Source organism: Sphingobacterium sp. NPDC055346 (assembly GCF_053645235.1).
On record NZ_JBSHMI010000003.1, the window covers coordinates 208,410 to 229,200 of the forward strand.

Below are 20,791 nucleotides of genomic sequence, written 5' to 3' on the forward strand. Positions count from 1 at the left end.
GTTTATTGATTACCAACCTGGGAACTCATTGCTTGAATCTCCCCAACCTTTATTTTGAACCAATACGCCTTCTGAAAGCGCAATCTGCGAACTTGGAATTGGCCAAAAACCGCCCGTAGCATCAAAACGCGCCTTATATCCACCGCCAAATCCCTTCATTTTCGTATCGATCCCTTTGTTTTTGATGTCCACACCTTCTTGTTTTGCCAAGGCAGTACTAGCATCATTCCAACGCATCAAATCAAAATAGCGTAAGCCTTCAAATGATAGCTCCCAACGACGTTCTTTTTTTAGGGCAGCCAATGAATAAGCAACTGGTGTCAATTTTGCCCTCGCTCTTACTCGGTTTAGGTTAGTTGCGGTCTCCGTCAACTCAGCATGCATTAGCAATACATCTGCAAACCTGATTAATGCCAGGTCCTGGGTATGCGCAAGTTGCATTTCAGATTGTGCGGCATTGGCCAAGATAGCATAGGATGGGAGTAGTGCGCCGCTTTCCTTGTCATAGGCTGTAATGGATATGTATTTCTTCTGCCAAAAACCCGTTTCTTCCATTTGGTTGTCGGCCCCAAAGATATAGGAGTCCACATCAGCTGTCGCATTGATGATGGAACCTTCACGTCTTACATCAGTTGGTTCGGCCTGTTTCCATTCGTTCCATAGGTTGCTGTTCACTGGTCCTGCTCCCCAGCCTTGGCCAAATGGGAATGTTCCAGCTAAACCGTTGTTAGAACGCAATCCAAAGTGTAAGTTGTATTGATTGGAATAACCCAAATTGTACTGATCTCCCCAATCAACCAAGGTGCCGAATTTCACTGCAAATACAGTTTCCTTATGGCCTTCGCCTTCATACTTAAGGTTGTTATCCTTTGCGTATTTATAGTCCAACTTGGTGAACTCATTGGAATACGGCCACAGATTCCTGAAATCACTTACCAGGTCATGACCGCTGTTTTTGATACAATCATCTAACCATTGAATGACCTGTGCTTTGGTTACCGATCCACCAGATGCTAAAGGAAGATCTGCTTTTTTATAATATCCAGTGTAAAAAAGGAAAACTCTAGCCATCAATGCTTCTGCTGCCCATTTGGTCGCATGACCCGAAGGGATTGAATTATAGGGCGTTGCTGGCATCAAGCTGATCGCGGTCTTCAAATCCTCAGCAATCAATGCATAAGTCTCTGCTGCTGGGTTTTTAGGGATATTGGTAACTTGAGTACTGGTTACCAAAGGAACCTCACCAAACATTTGGGAGAGTTCGAAATAATATAAGGCCCTTAAAAAATGAACCTCACCAAGAACTTGATTCTTCTGTCCTTCGTTGGTCCAACCTTGAACCTGATCCAATGTTTCCAATGCCGTATTGGCCCTGAAGATCCCTTGGTATCTTGCAGTCCAAAACGTCAAGAAACGGTCGGGCTGGGTATTCATCAGATGATCTAAACCTTGCATATCGCGGTCATTCTCACCACCACCGCCAAAACGGTCGTCTGAAGCCAGTTCAGCCATATAGAAATGTGTATTCGCTACATTCGAAATTGCTGCACTTAAACTGGAGTAAATGCCTGTAAGCATGGAGTTTGCGTCCGATACATTGACCGGAAAATTCGCTGTATTTTTCTTATCGTAACTCTCAGAATCTAGAAACTTTTCACAAGAACTAAGAAATCCTACAGCCATCAATAATAATATCGTCTTTTTCATGATTGCAATTAAAATTTAAGGTTTAAACCAAACATTATAGTTCTAGGCTGTGGATAGAATCCTAAATCAATTCCAGTAACCCATGATTTATCATATCCATAACCAATTTCTGGATCCATTCCGCTGTATTTGGTAAATGTATACAGGTTCTGAACCGTTCCATATAAACGGATCTGGCTGAATGGTGATTTATTCCATAATTTGGAGAAATCATAGCCTACAGTAATGTTTTGGATCTTCACAAAATCGGCATCTTCGATATAGATATCAGAAATATATTGGTTATTGGTATGGCTACCACTGGTTAAGCGTGGTAATTTGTTGGAGGTTCCTTCTCCATGCCATCTTTCAAAAATCTCAGTCGTATAGTTCTGTAATGGACTGTCAGCAAATGAACGGTAAGATTTTGCAATCTGATGTCCAAATGAACCATGAGCAGTAATGCCCAAATCAAATCCCTTGTAACCCAAGCTGATGTTCATACCACCACTAAAGTCAGGATGTGGGTTACCGATCATCATTTTATCCTCATCAGTAATTGCACCGTCCATGTTTGCATCAACAAAAGCCACATCGCCAGGTTGTGCGGTAGGTAATACGCCTTTTCCAGCAGCACGCCATGCATCAATCTGATCTTGGTTTTGGAAGATACCATCAGTCTTGAATCCATAGAAATAGCCTATTGGAAAACCGACTTGAGCACGGTACATCTCTTTTGTTCCTTGACTCAGTACATTTTCTTCACCGTGGATAATTCCTTCTGAATTGGCGATACGAACAACTTCATTTTTGTTATAGGCACCATTCAATCCGATGCTATAATTGAAATTATCATTTCTATCTGACCAGTTCAATCCAAGTTCAAATCCTTTGTTAACGATGTCACCACCATTGATAAATGGGGCAGAGGTTCCATAGATCGCTAGTACCGGAGCTTGAACTAACCAATCCACCGTTGATTTTTTATACCAATCGAAGACTACCGATAATTTGTTGTCTACAAACCTGGAATCTAAACCTACGTTGATCTGTTCGGAAGTTTCCCAACTCACATCTGGATTAGGAAGAATATCTGGATATGCTCCGCGAAGAAGCGTATTCATGTTATTGCCAAAGTAATAGCCGTTTTTATTGTTAATGGCAATGGTAGCCAAGTATTGAAACGGTGAAATGCTTGCATTACCATTTTGTCCCCAGCTTGCTCTCAATTTGAAGAAATTGATGCTTTCATTTCCTTTTAGGAAATCTTCATTGCTCACTACCCAACCCACAGATGCCGATGGGAAATATCCCCAACGCTTTCCAGGAGCGAAATTAGATGAACCATCCGCTCTTAGGGTTAAAGTAGCCATATAGGTCTCATTGTAGTTGTAGTTGATACGTCCAAAAACAGAGGCAATGGAACCCATTGGCCAATGAACACCATTCACAGTTGGAATAAATCCATCGTATCCTTGTCCATTGCTGACCCATGCTTTATCCCATTGGCCAGGGAATGAGGAGTTAGAGGTCGATACACTTAGGTCTTCCCCAATACCACTTTTCTCCATGGATTGACCGGCTACAACATCAAATTGATGACCTGTAATCGGTTCAAAATGGTAGCTTAAAGTGTTTTCTAAAACCCAATTATATCCTACAGATTGGTTCTGACTGATGTCATCTACCGCATTTTGAACCGTGGTAGATAGGTTATAAACATCCGTATATTGCCTGTAGGTCGATGCACTCATTCTATATCCAAAATTTGACTTGAATATCAGGTTCTTGATAGGCTGGACCTCTATATAGGCATTGGCAAATAAGCTATGGCTTTTTGCTTTATTCTGACCTCTACGGAAGACCATCTCCGCCATAGGGTTGGAAATAGCTCCATCCAATGCCCATTTATCTGCTACTTTGCTCGGTTGATCATAATATCCCCCATTTTCATTGAATGCAGGCAATAATGGATTGCCTACTAGCATGTTATGAACGTCATTCCAATAGATGTTACCAATACCGATTCCTGAGCGGTTGTTGTAACCGTAATTAATGTTCTCTCCAATTTTGATGATATTGAATTCATCATTTTTCAATAGGATATGGTCTGAATTAATCCGAACGGTATGTCTTTGGAAATCAGGTTGAACTGGTTTTCCAATGATCCCTTCACGATTGGTTATGGAATATCCCATAGAGAATTTTGACTGTTCATTTCCTCCCATGAGGTTTAAGGATGTATTCTGTAAAATAGCATTGTCATTATGGATCTCTTTCATCCAGTTGGTGCCATTCCAGGTTCCATCTTGAATTTGTTGATATTGTTTAGGAATAAGGTTTGCCCAGTCATAAGGAGCTCCACCCTCATTAAAGCGACGTTCATCTTGGATCGTCATATATTCTTTTGCTGTTAATAGGGAAGGCAGTTTATAGGCATTTTGGAAACCTAAATAGTTATCAATATGCAAGGACATTTTTCCATCCTTACCTTGCTTGGTAGTGACCAAAACAACCCCATTTGCAGCTCTTGCTCCATAAATGGCTGCAGAGGCAGCGTCTTTTAATACGTCGATACGCTCAATATCCGAAGGGTTCAGCATATTGATGTCTCCACCGGCAATTCCGTCAATGACATATAAAGGGCTTGAGTTACCAATGGTTCCTAGACCGCGGATCGTTACTTTGAAGCTTTCACCCGGCATCCCTGAACTTTGGGTAATCTGCACGCCCGGAGATTGACTTTGTAGGGCCTCCAAGATACTTGGGGTGCTTAATTTCTCAAGATCTTCTCCTTTTACCTCAATGGTTGCTCCTGTAGTCAATTTCTTCTTTTGGGTACCATATCCAACAACCACAATCTCATCTAAGTCACCTAATTCTTCTTTTAGGATGATATTGATGTTCTGTTGATTGCCAATACTAACTTCTGATTTCAAGAAACCTATGTAGCTCACGATCAAGGTTATATTGTTACCATTAACCTCTAAGGAGAAGTTTCCGTTTGCATCCGTCGATGTGCCGTTGTTGCTGCCTTTTACGACTACGGAGGCACCTTGAATAGCATTTCCAGACTCATCGCTTACCTTTCCGCTGATGCGTCTCTGTTGGGCGGATCTGTTTTCTGCCGTAGAAACTTGGTTTCCTAAGGTTGGATTTTCTGATCGACGTAGGATGATCGTGCCATCAACCAATTCCCAGGAAATAGGTTTCCCGGTAAATAGATTGGTCAAGGCCGTTTCAAGTTTTTCATCCTTGATGTCTGCATTGATCTTGGTATTTGCAATGTCTTTGCCGTTCAAGAAAAATGGAATGCCACTCTGTTTCTGAATGGATTGCATTACTTGAACCAATGGTGAGTTCTTTGCTTTTATGCTGACATGCTGTGCATAGCTGCTCGCATATACTTGAACTACACTTAGGACAGTCAATAAAAAGGTTAATTTCATGGTCAATACCCAGTGTTTTAATTTAGGTATGGCAGACCTACTGCCATAATCAAATTGTTGTATAAAAATCATATTTTTGTACAATTAGGATTTTAAATGATTAAGGTTTACTATCAGTTTACTGTATTCTTGAGATCCTCATTTATAGCCGAACATTGGTGTGAGAGACCATGTTCGGTTTTTTATGATGATCACCCTAAATGGGAATTGTGTAATGGTTTCTTTTCATAATTTGTTTAGTTTATTAAATGATGATTAGTTTATAAGTACTTCCTTTTTGTTTCAATTTGAATTTCACGCCACTCTTCTCAATCAAGCGAATGACCTCAGCCAAGTTTTTGTCCCGACCGATTTCTCCATAGAAATAGGTAGCAGGGATATTTCCTTGGTACTCCACCTGTATGTCATACCAGCGGCTCAAGCCTTTCATCACATCCCTCAACTCCGTTTCATAGAACATGAATTTATTGTTCTTCCAGGCAATAAAGCTCTCAACATCCACCGTTCTTTTGCTTAGACCACTTGCTGTATTGATCGCTTGTTGATTGGGCGTCAGGCTTACTTTGCCAGAGGCGGAATGGATATTGATGGAACCTTCTACCAAGGTAGAAATGGTTTGGGCCTCATCTGGGTATGCCGAAACATTGAATTGTGTTCCCGTTACTTCAATGGTCTGCGCACTACTGATTATCTCAAAGGGGACTCTTTTGTTGTTCTTGTTCAGCTTCGCAACTTCAAAATAACCTTCACCTTCAAGTTTTACCGTCCTTCGATTTGGCTCAAATGCCAAAGGATATTCCAATTTGGACATGGAGTTTAACCATACCTTGCTGCCATCTGGCAATACAATCTGATATTTACCTCCTTTAGGAACATTGATCGTCGCCATGATCTTGCTGAGGTCTTTTTTATCTACAGCAAGGAGTGGGGTGCCATCAGAATATTCCAAATCCTGGTCTATTACTATCCCATCTTTGTCACTTCGTAGGTTTATCGTCCTTCCATCAGATAACTTTAATTCTGCTTTATTGGAACCTGGTAATACGGACGATAGTTCTGCATCGATTTCTGTAAAATCAGGCGTACGATAATGATAAAAAGAATATCCTATTCCCAGCATCAGGACAATGGCGGCAGCATAATACAACCAGGTCCGTTTCTTATAACGGATAGGTTTTGCTTCGGCATTCCTGATTTTTTGTAAGGTATCGGACTTCATGTCTTCCAGCCATTCTGCATGGTCTGATTGGTTTAGGTTTACCCATACCAAAGCATCCTCAAACAATTCATCATCGGTCAATAGTTTTTTGAAGAATGCTTCATGTTCTGGCTTTTCCTTTATCCATTGGTCTAATCGGACACTCTCAAGCGAACTGATATTCCCCTCAATGTATTTTTTGATTAATGCAGCTACTTCTCTGGAAGTTTTCATTTTGTTTATAATGGTCGTTGGAGCTAAAACGAACATCTAGGTCAAACCTTAGTAACTTTTTTAAAATATTTTTTATTTCCTCCCAGAAGCCATAACTTTGCACCTATGCTTAACACAACAATCGGGTTCAATCAGCAATTCCCCCTTATCGCTAAGGTATTAGGGATAGTATTGCTGTTTGTATTAACCTCCTGTCCGATTAAGGCATCAATCAAGCAAAATCTGTATCAGGATACCAAAACTGAAACCAGAAGCAACAAATCAGCAAAGCCTGATTCTTGGATTGACTACGAAACGGTAGATTGTAGCGTTGCGAATGAGCAAATCAAAGCTCATGATCTCGTGGTTAAAGATTTTCAAGTACAGCCCGCTGTATTTGCTTTGTTTAGCCTTGCCTTAATCCTTTTTTCTTTCCTGCCTAGGAAAGAAGTAAAAAACTACCATTGGAATTCCCAAAAGACAAATTCCAATGACCTATTCCTTCAATTCCGTCGATTAAACTTATAGAATTGCTATCCTGACATCTGTTTGTCATTCTGACAAATGTATGTTGGCCTGGAAATGGACTGTCTTGTCCTTTCCTAAATTTTCTGTGCAGTGGCATGGCCAAGCCATTCAATCAATTCAAATTTTAATATTTAATATGGGTTTAAAATTAAATAGCCTATTGATCCTGCTGGGGATGTTTTTTGCCATGGATAGCCATGCCCAAAACCTGCAAGATCTCTGGGACAAAACAAGGAATTATTACAAAGGATTTGAAGTTCAGAAACAACAGATCCTATTGGCAAAACAGGATAGTATTGCCCAACAGATAAAATACAAACCGCAAGTTCAAGCGCAATTCCAACAAGGGTTTAGCTCCGTAGAAGGGACTTCAGGTGCTTTTCTTCCGCTACCCGGAATTATGAATATTTCCGGTCCTAATCAATTGGATGGAGCTTCCGCCACCTTTAATCATTTCCTTTCCGGTAGTATGAACTGGGATTTGATCAACTTCGGAAGAAAAGCGCTTGACAAGGACATATCCAGTACCAAGGTTGACTATTCCAAACTGAAAGAACAGGATTTCTCTTACAACGTCCAACAAAAGTTGAGCAGACGCTATATCGAATTCCTGTTTTTCCAGGTAATGGATGATTGGTACAAAAAACATAGCGAACGCTATCAGTCTATTTTGGAGATTACCAAAGGCCTTGCGCGTGCAGGAATTGTTCCTGGAGCAGATACCTTATTGGCTACCTCATCGCTAAAGAATGTAGAAAGTAACTTGCTTCAAATCCAAGGGAAATTAAATGGCGCCAAGATCTTGTTGAAAGAATTTACCAACGAAGAGGTAGTAAGTGTCGGAAATTCCAGTCCGGAAGCTTTTTTACAGGTAATAGGGAGTCAACAAACCAATGCGGTTGAACATCCATTGCTGATGATGAAAAAGAAAGAAGAGGAATCATTGACCCTCTTGGAAAAAAAACAGGGAAAAGAACTTTTTCCTCGAGTGATGTTATTGGGAGGATTGGCCAATAGGAGCTCAGGTATTACAGCCAATGGATATGTGAATGCCAACTACAGTGAAATCTATAATGATTTTGCCAATAATTATTTTGTAGGTGTTGGTGTAACCTGGAATCTTCAGGATATGTTTAGATCCAAATCGGATAAGAAGCAATTCAACATAAAACTTCAGAACAATCTATATGAACAGGAACTGCTACAGAATGAAATAAGCAGCAACCTCAATCAGCTGAATGCCGAAATATCAGCGGCTGCTGAGGGCATTGAAGAATCAAATATCAGTAGACAACAGGCAGAAGATGCCTATCAGCTCTATAAGGCACGCTATGAAGGTGGATTAATAAACCTTTCGGAGCTCTTGCAAGTTCAGGAAATCCTGCTTCAGACAGAAAGACAGAACCTGACGGCTTATTTGAATTACTGGAACCTGATGGTCAATAAAAGCTATCAACAAGCGGATTTCAGTCAGTTGTTTACTCACTTTTAAAGAATACTATGAATTTAATACGTTTTGCTTTAAGAAAACCGATCGCCATCATCATGGTCATCTTCGCGATTGCCTATTTTTCATGGCCGGTTATCAAAAAGATTAAAGTCGATATATTTCCGGAGATCGAATCTCCAGCCATGTACATTGCCATGCCTTACGGTGGACTTTCACCGGCCTATATGGATGGCTTTATGGCCAATGAATTCCAGAAAGTACTACTCTTTGTAAACGGTGTCAAAGAGCTGGATTTCAAAAGTGTACAGGGTCTTTCCTTAATGAAATTGACCTTCTATCCCGGAACGGATATGTCCCAGGCATCTGCAGAAATCAGTATGCAGGTTTCTAGGGCAATGGGTTTCCTGCCTTCCGGAGCGGTACCTCCCATGGTTGTACGCTTCGATGGTAGTTCACTGCCGGTTGGTCAATTGGTATTCGACTCAGATCAACATTCGGTCACCGAACTTCAGACCATGGCAGTTACGAAAGTACGGCCAATGTTCGTGAATATCCCGGGGATAACGGCTCCTGCACCTTTCGGTGGTAATATGCGAAGCTTGGTGGTCAATATTGATCCCCAGAAGATGAAAGCCCATGGCTTGAGTCCAGAGGAAGTGACCCTTGCTGTCACTAAAAACTCCATGCCTTCACCCGCAGGAAATGTACGGATCGGCGATAAGAACCTGATGGCGCCTATTAATTCTATTTCCAATGGAGTGGATGAGTTTTTACAGACGCCTATTAAATCTTTGAATGGACGAACCATATTGATCGGAGACGTGGCAACCGTCATGGATGCGGCGGATCAAACCGTAGGTTATGCCATCATCAATGGAAAACGATCGGTATACCTACCGATTATCAAAAAGCCCGATGCATCCACTTTAGATGCGGTAGATAACCTGAAGAAAGCTTTGCCCATGTTGGAAAGCCTTCTTCCTGAAGGGGTGAAGATTACCTATGCCTTCGACCAATCTGTTTATATCTCCCGGTCACTTTCCAATTTGATTTTTGAAGGTGCTTTGGGAGCCTTATTGACGGGCTTGATGGTATTTCTCTTCCTTCGAGATCCAAGGGGTGCCCTTATTGTAATCCTGACGATTCCGATTGCCATTATTACTGCTGTGATTACCCTGCATATGATGGGGCAGAGTATCAATATCATGACCCTTTCGGGATTGGCACTTTCTATCGGTATTCTCGTCGACGAGGCCACGGTGACCATTGAGAATATCCATCAGCACATGGAGCTAGGGAAGAAAAAATCACGGGCCATTCTGGATGCTCTGTTAGAAATATCAGCTCCAAAATTGCTGATCCTACTCAGTATTTTGGCAGTACTGACCCCAGCATTTATGATGGAAGGGATACCGCGAGATATGTTTATGCCATTGTCCATGGCCGTAGCCTTTGCCATGATCGCTTCTTTTATATCTTCCCAAACCTTCGTGCCCATCATGGCCAATTGGATCATGAAGACCAAGAAGCATCATGCTGGGAAATATAAACGTTCTTTTGTGGACAAAGTAGGGGTGAAATACGTATATAGATTGCGCTCGTATTTTGCGAAATCAAAATTGATTTCCGTTCTATATGTTGCGGTAGCTCTGTTGTTAGTTTTTGGAGCCGTGAATATCTTAGGTACGGATATCATGCCCAAATCAGAAGGCGGTGACTTTCAAGTCAGGCTGCGCATGCCAGATGGTACCAGATTGGAGCGTACGGAAGAGGCGGTAAAATCGATGACCAAAAGTATAGTTGCCGAGTTGCCTGAAAACAGTCTGAAGATTTCATCTTCTTTTGTCGGTATGCATCCATCAGCAAATCCAATCAACCCTATTTTCTTGTTTACGAGTTCAACTGGAGAGGCTGTCATGCAATTCTCCTTGGACAAGAAGAAATTAGGGATGAAAACAGATCAGTTCAAGGAGTTTGTTCGGAACCATGTCAAGGAGAAATATCCAGAAGCAAGGATAAATTTCGAACCGATCGAACTGATGGAAAAAATTATTGGACAGGGGTCCATGACTCCGGTGGAGGTGAAAGTAAGCTCTGCGCAATTGAAGAACGCCGAAGCTTTTGCCGAAAAAATTAAAAAGGAATTGGCAAACTATCCTTTCTTAAAGGATGTGCAGCTAGCCGAACCCTTACATTATCCAACCATTGATATCAAGATTGATCGCAGAAGGTTAGCGGAATTTGGTCTAACGGTTCAGGAAGTTTCCCGAAACTTGGCTGCAACAACTTCATCGACCCGATTTACGGATAAGAACCTATGGGTGGATCCTAAATCAGGTTTGGTTTTCCAAGTGCAGGTTCAGGTACCTGAAAATATGATCCAGACGCTTCAAGATTTGAGGTCTATTCCGGTTAAAGCTGGCTCATCAACGCCTTTATTGGAAGATATTGCAACTATTACCGCCAATGAGGTTCCCGCACAGGTAAACCGTAGAGGACCAAATAGGTATGTGAGCATTATTGCAGACATCCATGAAAAAGACCTTGGTGCTGCCAACAAAGCGGTCAATGAATCCTTGGAAAAGGTAGGAGAGGCTCCACGCGGTACCCGAATCTGGAAAGAAGGTAACCTAACTTTATTGGAGGACACCTTGGCTGGATTACTTTCAGGACTATCCATTGCCATTGTCGTCATCTTCTTTATGATGTCGGCTTATTACCAATCTGTTCGTGTAAGTCTGGTTATCCTTTCTGTAGTTCCTGCAGTGATTGCCGGGTCTTCCATTATGATCTGGATCTCTGGAAGTACCTTGAACCTACAATCCTATATGGGTATCATTATGTCCATCGGTGTGTCGGTTTCCAATGCGGTCTTGTTGATCAATCAAGCAGAATGGTATAGAAAGAAACTGAATCTAACAGCTTCTCGATCTGCATTATTAGCTGCCAAATCTAGGTTCCGTCCTATTCTGATGACCGCCCTGGCCATGCTTGCGGGAATGACGCCAATGGCATTGGGAATGGGAGATGGTGGTGAACAGGTTGCTCCATTAGGTCAAGCTGTTATTGGTGGGCTGCTTAGCTCTACCTTAACTATCTTATTGATTATTCCATTGATTTTCAGTCTTATCATGAACAAAGCATCTTATGGATCACCTTCATTGGATCCTGATGATTCAAACAGTAAATTTTATTTAGAGAAATAAACCATGAAAAAACTTAGCATATTCGGACTTGTCTTATTATTAGCTGGTTGCCAGGCAAACAGCAAAGAGGCAGATACTAAAAAGGAGGGTCCATCCAATAATACGGTTTCGGTTAAGGTTACCCAACCCATCGAACAACAACCTTCGTACAGCTTGAAGTTGCCAGCTGAATTGCATCCCTATGAATCGGTGGATGTCTTTGCAAAGATCAAAGGCTTTGTCCGAAAGATCAATGTTGATGTGGGCGATCAAGTGAGCAAAGGTCAGATCCTTGCGGTTTTGGAAGCTCCTGAAATGGATATCCAATCCACAGCGGACCGAGCTAAATCCCAGCAATTGAGTGCAAATTTCGAAGTCAGCAAAAGCCGGTTCGATCGCTTGAAAAAGGTAAAGAACCAAAGTTCAGGCGCTGTTTCAGACCTTGAATACGAGCAAGCCTATGGTTCGATGTTGAGGGATAGCGCCGCATTGGAAGAGAGTAACTTCTCTTACAAGAAATCAAACCAAATGCGTGAGTATTTGGTCGTAAGGGCTCCATTCTCCGGTGTGATTACCCAAAGGAACTTTTCCGTAGGTGCATTGATGGGCGATACGGGAATGCCATTCTTTAAATTGGTAGATAACAATAATTTAAAGTTAAAGGTGGTCGTGCCTGAATTACATGCGCAATCTATCTCAGACAGTACCGTGGCTAGATTCAAGGTGCTGAGCAAACCTGATACGGTTTTTACGGCCCAGTTGAAAAGGAACGCCTTGGTAATAGACCCAGTTTCTAGATCCTTGGCCTTAGAATTTGATGTGCCGAATAAGAGCAGGGCCTTGAATGGCGGTGATTATACGGATGTCCAATTAAACCTTAAGCGAAAAAGACCTACGGTATTTGTACCCCAATCTTCTGTGGTGAATTCCCAGTCAGGAATATTTGTCCTTAAACTTGCTGATGGAAACAAGGTAGAACGCGTTCCTGTGGTTTTAGGTCAAGCTCAAGATAAGATGATGGAAGTGTTTGGTGATCTAAAACCAACAGATCAGATCATTGAAAAGGGTTCAGAAGAAATTAATTCTGGACAAATAGTTCAAATAATAAAATAATCTAAGCAAATTTAAATATGAAAACGAAGCAAATGATTTTGGGAATCTCTATGTTGGCTCTATTGGCAGTTGGATGTAGTTCCGGGACTAAAAAGGAAGGTTCTGCTGATTCAACGGTTCAAGTTGATAACACAGAAGAAGTCCAAGAAGCGAAAATGGTCGGCAAACAAAATGACCTGAAAGCAAGTTTTACCAATATCAACGGTGAAACTGTTGCATTGAGCGATCTTAAGGGAAAGGTTGTTGTCATGAACTTCTGGGCAACATGGTGTCCGCCATGCATTGCAGAAATGCCTTCCCTGCAAAAATTGCATGAGGAATTGAAATCTGAAAAGGATATCGTCTTTATGGCCATTGAAGTGGATCAGGATATTGATAAGGCGGCCAAATTTATGGCCAAGAACAAATATACCTTACCCTTGTACACCGTTGGGTCGGAACTCCCAGAGGAGTTAATGTCCAATTCCATTCCAATGACTGTAATCCTAGCCAAAAATGGAGACATTATCGGCAAGCAGGTCGGTATGATGGATTTCAAGTCCGAGAAACTTAAACAAGGATTAATCGACCTTACAAAAGAAAACGAAAGATAATATCAATGAAATACATAATAATTATGGTGCTACTCGCTGGATTACATGCAGATGATGCCTTCGCGCAATCACGTGAAGAACTGATCGCAAAAAATCAACAATATACAGGTGCGGATACTCAAAAAGAGCAATATAAAGCCGTGTATCAATTGGATACCGATAATCCTGATATCGTAAAGAAAGCGTTCAGGAACATCAATAACCTTCTCAAAGATCCACGTTTAAGTGGCAAACTGGAAGTCGAACTGGTGACCTTTTCCGGAGGTACGGAAGTGATGCGCAAAGACAATCAATACGAAGAACAGCTTTTGGGACTTATTGAAAAAGGAGTACGGGTGGTTCAATGCCTGAATTCTCTTGAAGAAAGAGGGTATAAAAAGGACGAACTCTTTGACTTTATTGGATACACCCCAAGTGGCAATGGAGAACTCGTGATCTTAAATAATGAGGGCTGGACAGTGATCAAGCCTTAAGGATCATAGCAGATAATAAAAAAAAGCAACCCTTTCTGGGTTGCTTTTTTTGAATCAGGAAGGAAAGGATTGGAGGATAGACCAAGATTTACACTTCTAAAAGAATACTAGCTAACTTCCAATTCTGAACGAATAGTGAGGAATCTGTACGGTGGTCCTCCCAAACAGCTTGTCATCTTCAATCGAAGATTGAAGAACTGTACGCCATTGTTTCCCAGATCTTGGTCTATCCTTTCATCCCTTTCATCCTGGTTCAATATAGCTAACAGTTCCTGTACCGAAGGTGCAGGATGACATGATCTTCAAAAACAGTAAATAGATTCCTCACTGATCGTTCAGAATAGCAGTGTGCTAAAGAAATTTTCTTTTGGTGCTTTAATCTTGTTTCACCCTCTCATCCTTTTCATCCTGGTTCCTTACCAGTTCTTGGTCTATCCTCTTATCCTTTTAATCCTGGTTCAACCAATCCATCCCTTTAATCCCACTAAAATTCTACAAATTATGATGGATGTTTTTCGAACATTCTTTTGGTCTCATTCGAGACATATTCGGAAAATTCGGAATGTGTCTCGAATAAGGTCCATCCAAAACCCAACAAGAATTCTCAAACGAAATGCAGTTCGGGTCATTCAAATTTCCTTAAAAAAGTGATAGAAAAAAATGTAAAACACTTTTATTTTCTTAATTAATCGACAACACAATGTTAATATTCACTTAATAAAGCTTTGCTATTTTCGTGACCATAACTTAAGCTGATTAAACTATGAAAATCAAATCTACTCTTTTGGGAGCATTGCTTCTTTCAGTAGTTGTTACACAAGGCCAAACTGATAACGGCATTATGGAATTATCGGAGTTTGCATATCCAGTCAAACGCAAGAACTTAAATATTCCCAATGTCAATGGTTTCCAGGTTTTGAAATGTGATTTTCATATGCATACGGTCTTTACCGATGGTCATGTTTGGCCTAATGTCCGTGTTCAGGAAGCTTGGCGTGAAGGATTGGACGCTATTTCATATACCGAACACATGGAATATAACCCGAACAGTGCGGATGTGAAGGTAGACCATAACCGTTCCCATGATTTAGCCGTAGAACTAGCAAAAGAAAACAATATCCTTTTGGTGAAAGGTACTGAAATTACCCGTCAAACTCCTCCAGGCCATTTCAATGCGCTATTTATTCAAGATGCCAATATCTTAGTTTCCGATAATAATGCAAGCCTGGACCAAGAAGCGATAGATAAGGTTTATGCCCAGAAAGCCTTTATCTTCTGGAACCATCCTGGTTGGCAGGTAAATAACATACCTGGCTCTTATGAATGGATCGATTTTGTGGAAAAGATGTACCAAGAGAAAAAGCTACATGGCATCGAAGTGGTTAATGGACTTGGATTCCATAAAAAAGCGTTGGACTGGGCATTGGACCGAAATCTGACCATTATTGGAAATACAGATATCCATAACCTGATTGCCCATGATTATGATATGGAAAAACCAGGGGTTCATAGAACTATGACATTGGTCATGTCAAAAGACCGTTCAGCAGTTGGAATACGTGAAGCTTTGGAAGCAGGGCGTACCGTAGTTTGGTCAAGTAACTATCTTTTTGGAAAGGAAGAACATGTTAGGGAATTAGTGAATGCCTGTGTTTCGGTCTCAGCATCCTATCATGAAAAAATCAATGGCAAAACAAAAGTGAAGACCAGATATTATGAAATCAAGAACAATAGTGACCTATACTTTGAATTGGAACTAAAAGAAGGAAAGGGAACAAAGCGATTGGTCCTTTATCCAGAATCCACTCAAATCTTGACTGCCGAAGATGGCCAATCCAGACTGTCCTATGAAATTATTTCCACTTATATCAGAAGTGACAAACATTTGCAGTTTGAAGTCAATCTTAAATAAATAAGCATACAACCAACAAGTTAATATTAAAAAACCGCCCCAGAAATTCTGTGGGCGGTTTTTGTTAAAGATCGTATTTTGGATTAATGGATCAGCAGCAGAGAAATGCTTACCAAGATCATCAATAGGATTGAAAAAGCAAATGAATTGACAATGAATACTAATATTCCTATCAGAATACTCCTTCTTTTCCTAGTCGCATAGAAACGGTGATGTGCGATAAAGAAATACAGGCCTGCATATATCATGGCAATGCCGTAAATCCATGTGGAAAGATGGTTGAACCAGGCATAGGCGTGAAGGCTCGGTTCAATCAGGTTCATGATCAGGAATAAGGTAGCGATCATGAGCAAGAAAGAAAAATAATGTAGGGTAAATACGCCATGGTCGTAATACCACCATTTTTTCTTGTCATGGAAGAGGTACAGGATCATTGCAAATATTGGCAGGTAGAAGAATAAGGCTTTCGGGAAGGTATGCATAAAAACAGTCACAAAGCTCTGTACTATATCATTCAATGGAACCTGATGGTCCTTCAGTTCAAAATATTTATTCACATAAGGCCTGAAAATCTTTCTGATTATGGAAGGATTTACTTTGGAAATGGAGTCGTACTCAGCTAAGGAATTAAAACTGAACAGCTTTGTGTTGCTTAAATCGGCATCCACTTCATGCTGTAAGCTATCCAGATTAAATACTTGGTCTATTTTTGAATTTAATTCCGCAGAATCTAAAACCCCAATGCTTCCATTGGCCAAAAGATCCTGATTTAGTTCCTTCCGTAGGATTTCCTTTTGCAAGGAATCCAGGGAAACATTTCCTGAATTGTCAGCATGATTGTTAGTGCCTACGAAAGACGCAATAAAGAAGGTTACAAAGGAAATGAAGATATACAGTTTGACAGGGGGCACATATCCTTGCCTTTTACCGGAAAGGTAGATTTTGGTCAGCTTTCCTGGAAAGAACAAAAGATACTTCATAGTTTTCCAGAACTGACCATCATAGTGGGTGAAGTCTTCAAAAAAGTGGGTAAAGAGATAATGAAAAGGCTGTCTGTTTTCCGTGTTTTCCTGTCCGCAATGGGGGCAGAACCTTTCCTCGACGAAGTGACCGCAGTTTAAGCAGTTTTTTTCTTCACGTAGTTTTCCGTGGCTCATTAATTTGGTTAGTATTTTAATGCAAAATATTAAATATTATTAAAAAACTAAGGCTTTAATCCGACAAAAAATATTAACCATGTAGGCCTTGTTTGAACGCTAGGGTTCTTGTTTAATTTTTCTAATTAATAAAAAATAGAAAGTAATTGAATAAATATTTAACATTACACTGCGTACTGAAGCCATGTCTTAATGTATATTTTACAATTCCTTTACACAAAAACATCAATATGCATATTCGTTAATATTGGCTTAATAATTTGTTAATTCTTAATCTTCATTTTTGTGGGGATGAGAAATAGTATAATTCGCTTTTTTCCAATCCTAACTTTGTTAGGTACTACGTTTTTCTATTCATGTAGTAATAATTCCAATTCCATCAAGATGAAGGGGTCTGATACGGAAGTAAATTTGGCGGTCAATTTGGCTGAGAAATTCACCAAGTTGGACCCGACTTTCAGCATTGCCATTTCTGGTGGTGGATCGGGATTAGGGATCACTTCTTTGATGAATGGACAGGCAGACATTGCCAATTCCTCGAGGCCACTTTCCGAGGAGGAGGTTCAGCAATTCCAAGATAAGAACATCGATATCAAAACGGTTGTTTTTGCCGAGGATGCAACAGCCTTTATTGTTCATAAGGATTTGCCAATTGATTCCATTGATGTAGAAACCTTGGCGAAAATTATGGATGGAAGCATTAAAAATTGGTCGGAGGTTAATGCAATCAATTCTCCGGTCAACATTTATGGTCGTCAGAGCAGCTCTGGTACGCATTCCTTTGTAAAAAAGAAACTGAAGATTGAATTTGCCAACACGGCAAAGGAGATGACTGGGAATGCCCAGATTATCGAGGGCGTCAAGGCGGATAAGACTGGGATTGGTTATGTAGGAGCTGGTTATGTTTCTCCAGATCCGCAAGAAGCGCAAGGCATAAAAATACTAAAGATCAAAAAGGATAAAACCAGCCATTCAATTTCACCATTGGATCAGGATGCGATCAATAATGGTACATACTTCTTCCAAAGACCGCTGTACCAATTTATCCTGGCAAAATCTTGGGAAAAGGTTCGCCCATTTATCAATTTCGAACGCAGCCCTGCGGGAAGAATATTAATTGAAGACCATGGTTATTATATCTTAGAAAATCAAAAAAATGAAATATAGAGCAAGATTATCCTTGGACGTTTTTTTCAAATTCGTTTTCAAGGCCACAGGATTTTTGGTACTGGCTTTACTGGGCGGAATATTAGCCATGTTGATTTACAATTCCTTTTCATTTTTCTTGGATGTCAGACCCTTGGATTTTATTACAGGGATGGAGTGGAACCCTACCGGAAAGAATCCCAAATATGGGATGCTTCCATTAATCATTAGTACCACGATCGTCACCTTCGGGGCGATGTTGATCGCTATTCCCTTAGGGATTGGAACAGCTGCATTTATTGCAGAATATGCCAGTCCGAGGTTGAAGAATTTTTTGAAACCGGCGATTGAAATGCTTGCTGCAATTCCTTCCGTGGTGATCGGTTTCTTAGGTATTGTGGTGGTAAGCCCAGGGATTGCGAGCTTAGCTGATCTTTCAAATGGCTTAAATGCCTTGAATGGCGCCATATTGTTGGCTGTAATGGCTTTGCCAACCATCATTACGGTCGCTGAAGATGCCATCCATGCTGTTCCAAAGACATATAAGGAAGCAAGTTATGGAGTAGGGGCGACTAAATGGCAAACACTTTGTAAAGTTGTGATTCCAGCAGCGGCGCCGGGGATTATTGCTGCGGTGATGCTAGGGGTTGGCCGTGCAATCGGTGAAACCATGACCGTATTGATGGCGACCGGAAATGCATCCATCTTACCGACCAGTATGTTTGACTCCGTAAAAACCATGACAGCGACCATCGCTATTGAAATGGGGGAAGTTCCATATCAAACAACACATTATTTCGCACTATATGCCATTGCAACCGTATTGTTCATCATGACATTAGCGGCAAATATGTTGGGCGAGTATTTTATTAACCGATTCAGAAAATATCATGCAGCGTAGAACACATAGATTATCAAGTATCATTGAGTGGGGTACTTTATTGACCAGTACCTTATTGGTGTGTTTTTTTCTGGTGGTTGTGATTTGGGAAATTGTTTCCAAAGGTTCTAGTCAACTGTCTTGGGAATTTGTTTCTAAAGTTCCGTCCGATGGAATGACCAAAGGAGGGATCCTGACGCCTATCATTGGAACCGTTTTGCTTACTTTGATTACGGCATTGTTTTCCATTCCATTTGGCGTTGCCTGTGCAATCTATCTCCAAGAATATGCAGAGGATAGCTGGTTGACCAGGACCATTCGTGCTTCCATCCGTAACCTTTCTGGGGTACCTTCCATAATCTATGGCCTTTTTGGATTGGCATTATTTGTACAGGCCATGCATTTTGGAACATCATTAATTGCTGCCGGCTTAACCTTAGGGCTCCTGTCCTTACCGTATATCATTACCACAACAGAGGAAGCACTGATGCGAATCCCGAATTCAACCCGAGAAGCAGCGTTAGCGGTTGGAGCAACAAAATTTGAGACCATTAAAGATGTGATCATTCCATCAGCCATGTCAGGGATTTTGACAGGTGTGGTACTGACATTGTCACGGGCAGCCGGAGAAACAGCTCCCATACTATTTACAGGTGCCGCATTTTACATCAATGGTACCAGTGCATTTATCAATCAAGAATTTATGGCCTTGCCATATCACTTATATATGTTGTCAACACAGCATCAATCCATCGATGAAGTCCGTCCGATCGCTTATGGTACGGCTCTCGTATTAATCATTGTTGTGTTCTTACTAAACCTGACCGCATTTTATATTCGTTATAAGTACAGAAAAAATGAAAACTAAGTTATCCGCAGAAAATCTAAACATCAGTTTCGGTACCAAGCATGTGCTGAATAATGTGAACGTGGAGTTTGCAGAAAATGAAATTACAGCCTTGATTGGACCCTCAGGATGCGGAAAGAGTACTTTGTTGCGTTCTTTCAATAGAATGCATGACCTTTCAGCAGATGCCAAAATAACAGGCTCCTTGAAGTTGGAGGATCTCGATCTTTATTCCAAATCCGTTCCTGTTACGGAAATCAGAAAGCGAATTGGCATGGTTTTCCAAAAAGCCAATCCATTTCCGAAGAGTATCTATGAGAATATCGCTTATGGCTTAAAGATCAACAATTTGCCACATGATAAGGCTATCATTGAAAAGGCTTTGCGTGAGGCATTCCTATGGGAAGAGGTAAAGAACGATTTGAAAATGCCTGCTACCCGTTTATCTGGTGGTCAGCAACAGCGTTTATGTATAGCACGTGCGGTTGCCCTAAGACCTGAAGTTATTTTGATGGATGAGCCCTGTTCGGCTCTGGATCCTGTGAGTACCTTGAAAATCGAAGAGCTGATCATGCACCTGAAAGAGAAATACACGATCGTTATTGTTACCCATAATATGCAACAGGCGCAGCGTATTGCTGATAAAACGGTCTTTATGTACTTAGGAGAGGTAAAAGAAGAGGGCTTGACCCAGCAAATATTTGGAAATCCGCTGAACGAAGTTACCGCAAAATACATTACTGGCCAGTTTGGCTAATCAAAAGAGATATTTTTCCGTTCCGTTTATATATTATATTATCCTTGTGAGAACCTTGAGATTACTTCGGTAAACCAAGGTTCTCTTATTTTAGGATACCTCCCTCATCTTCAAATCCTTATTAATATGATGCTAAAAACATTTATGTTAGGTTTTTGTTAAACTATTAAAACTTTCTTTGAGTTATTAGAATTTAAACTATAT

15 protein-coding genes are annotated in these 20,791 nt (G+C 40.8%); 11 read left to right on the forward strand and 4 right to left on the reverse strand.

Translation table 11 applies throughout. The annotated features are described in order from the left end of the window. Nucleotides 1-9 precede the first annotated feature (9 nt). The 3 genes from ACWICE_RS07855 to ACWICE_RS07865 form a co-directional block, all read right to left on the reverse strand. A complete protein-coding gene (locus ACWICE_RS07855; protein ID WP_454291045.1) occupies nt 10-1,707 on the reverse strand; it encodes a RagB/SusD family nutrient uptake outer membrane protein in 1,698 nt (565 codons plus the stop codon). An 8-nt stretch (nt 1,708-1,715) separates the two neighbouring features. Then, nucleotides 1,716-5,207 (reverse strand): TonB-dependent receptor, encoded by a 3,492-nt coding sequence (locus tag ACWICE_RS07860; protein ID WP_254528290.1) that lies wholly within the window; start codon nt 5,205-5,207, stop codon nt 1,716-1,718. A gap of 172 nt (nt 5,208-5,379) precedes the next feature. Further along, a complete protein-coding gene (locus ACWICE_RS07865; protein WP_454298033.1) occupies nt 5,380-6,567 on the reverse strand; it encodes a FecR family protein in 1,188 nt (395 codons plus the stop codon). 105 nt (nt 6,568-6,672) lie between these two features. Here ACWICE_RS07865 and ACWICE_RS07870 point away from each other — a divergent pair, with 105 nt between their 5' ends. The 7 genes from ACWICE_RS07870 (at nt 6,673) to ACWICE_RS07900 (ending at nt 15,800) form a co-directional block, all read left to right on the forward strand. Beyond that, nucleotides 6,673-7,074: a hypothetical protein gene (locus ACWICE_RS07870; protein ID WP_454298034.1), complete on the forward strand. Its 402-nt coding sequence runs from the start codon at nt 6,673-6,675 to the stop codon at nt 7,072-7,074. Nucleotides 7,075-7,210: 136 nt separating this feature from the next. Continuing rightward, on the forward strand, nt 7,211-8,566 hold the full coding sequence (locus ACWICE_RS07875) for a TolC family protein (protein ID WP_185217248.1): 1,356 nt from the start codon (nt 7,211-7,213) through the stop codon (nt 8,564-8,566). Between the two features lie 8 nt (nt 8,567-8,574). Next, a complete protein-coding gene (locus tag ACWICE_RS07880; protein WP_185213606.1) occupies nt 8,575-11,730 on the forward strand; it encodes an efflux RND transporter permease subunit in 3,156 nt (1,051 codons plus the stop codon). Between the two features lie 3 nt (nt 11,731-11,733). Further along, nucleotides 11,734-12,822 (forward strand): efflux RND transporter periplasmic adaptor subunit, encoded by a 1,089-nt coding sequence (locus tag ACWICE_RS07885; RefSeq protein ID WP_185213607.1) that lies wholly within the window; start codon nt 11,734-11,736, stop codon nt 12,820-12,822. Nucleotides 12,823-12,839: 17 nt separating this feature from the next. Then, nucleotides 12,840-13,415, forward strand: a complete 576-nt coding sequence (locus ACWICE_RS07890; RefSeq protein ID WP_185213608.1) for a TlpA family protein disulfide reductase — start codon at nt 12,840-12,842, stop codon at nt 13,413-13,415. A gap of 5 nt (nt 13,416-13,420) precedes the next feature. After that, nucleotides 13,421-13,888, forward strand: coding sequence for a DsrE family protein (locus ACWICE_RS07895; RefSeq protein WP_185217245.1), 468 nt, complete (start codon nt 13,421-13,423; stop codon nt 13,886-13,888). A gap of 763 nt (nt 13,889-14,651) precedes the next feature. Further along, complete coding sequence (locus tag ACWICE_RS07900; protein WP_454298035.1) at nt 14,652-15,800, forward strand: Sb-PDE family phosphodiesterase; 1,149 nt, start codon at nt 14,652-14,654, stop codon at nt 15,798-15,800. An 83-nt stretch (nt 15,801-15,883) separates the two neighbouring features. Here ACWICE_RS07900 and ACWICE_RS07905 read toward each other — a convergent pair whose 3' ends face one another. Beyond that, nucleotides 15,884-16,957, reverse strand: coding sequence for a DUF3667 domain-containing protein (locus tag ACWICE_RS07905; protein WP_454298036.1), 1,074 nt, complete (start codon nt 16,955-16,957; stop codon nt 15,884-15,886). Nucleotides 16,958-17,248: 291 nt separating this feature from the next. Between ACWICE_RS07905 and ACWICE_RS07910 the strand changes: the two genes are divergently transcribed. From ACWICE_RS07910 to pstB, 4 genes are read left to right on the forward strand one after another with little or no spacing between them, the layout of a single operon-like run. Further along, a complete protein-coding gene (locus ACWICE_RS07910; RefSeq protein ID WP_185213612.1) occupies nt 17,249-18,124 on the forward strand; it encodes a PstS family phosphate ABC transporter substrate-binding protein in 876 nt (291 codons plus the stop codon). Continuing rightward, nucleotides 18,114-19,004, forward strand: coding sequence for a phosphate ABC transporter permease subunit PstC (gene pstC, locus ACWICE_RS07915; RefSeq protein ID WP_185213613.1), 891 nt, complete (start codon nt 18,114-18,116; stop codon nt 19,002-19,004). Before ACWICE_RS07910 ends, pstC begins: the two co-directional genes overlap by 11 nt. Further along, entirely contained in the window at nt 18,994-19,851 is an 858-nt protein-coding gene (gene pstA, locus ACWICE_RS07920; RefSeq protein WP_185213614.1) for a phosphate ABC transporter permease PstA, read from the forward strand. The genes pstC and pstA overlap by 11 nt, the downstream gene beginning before the upstream one ends. Next, the gene (gene pstB / locus ACWICE_RS07925) at nt 19,841-20,587 is read left to right on the forward strand and encodes a phosphate ABC transporter ATP-binding protein PstB (protein ID WP_454298037.1); all 747 of its coding nucleotides are present in this window, start codon (nt 19,841-19,843) and stop codon (nt 20,585-20,587) included. The genes pstA and pstB overlap by 11 nt, the downstream gene beginning before the upstream one ends. The last annotated feature ends 204 nt before the right edge of the window (nt 20,588-20,791 follow it).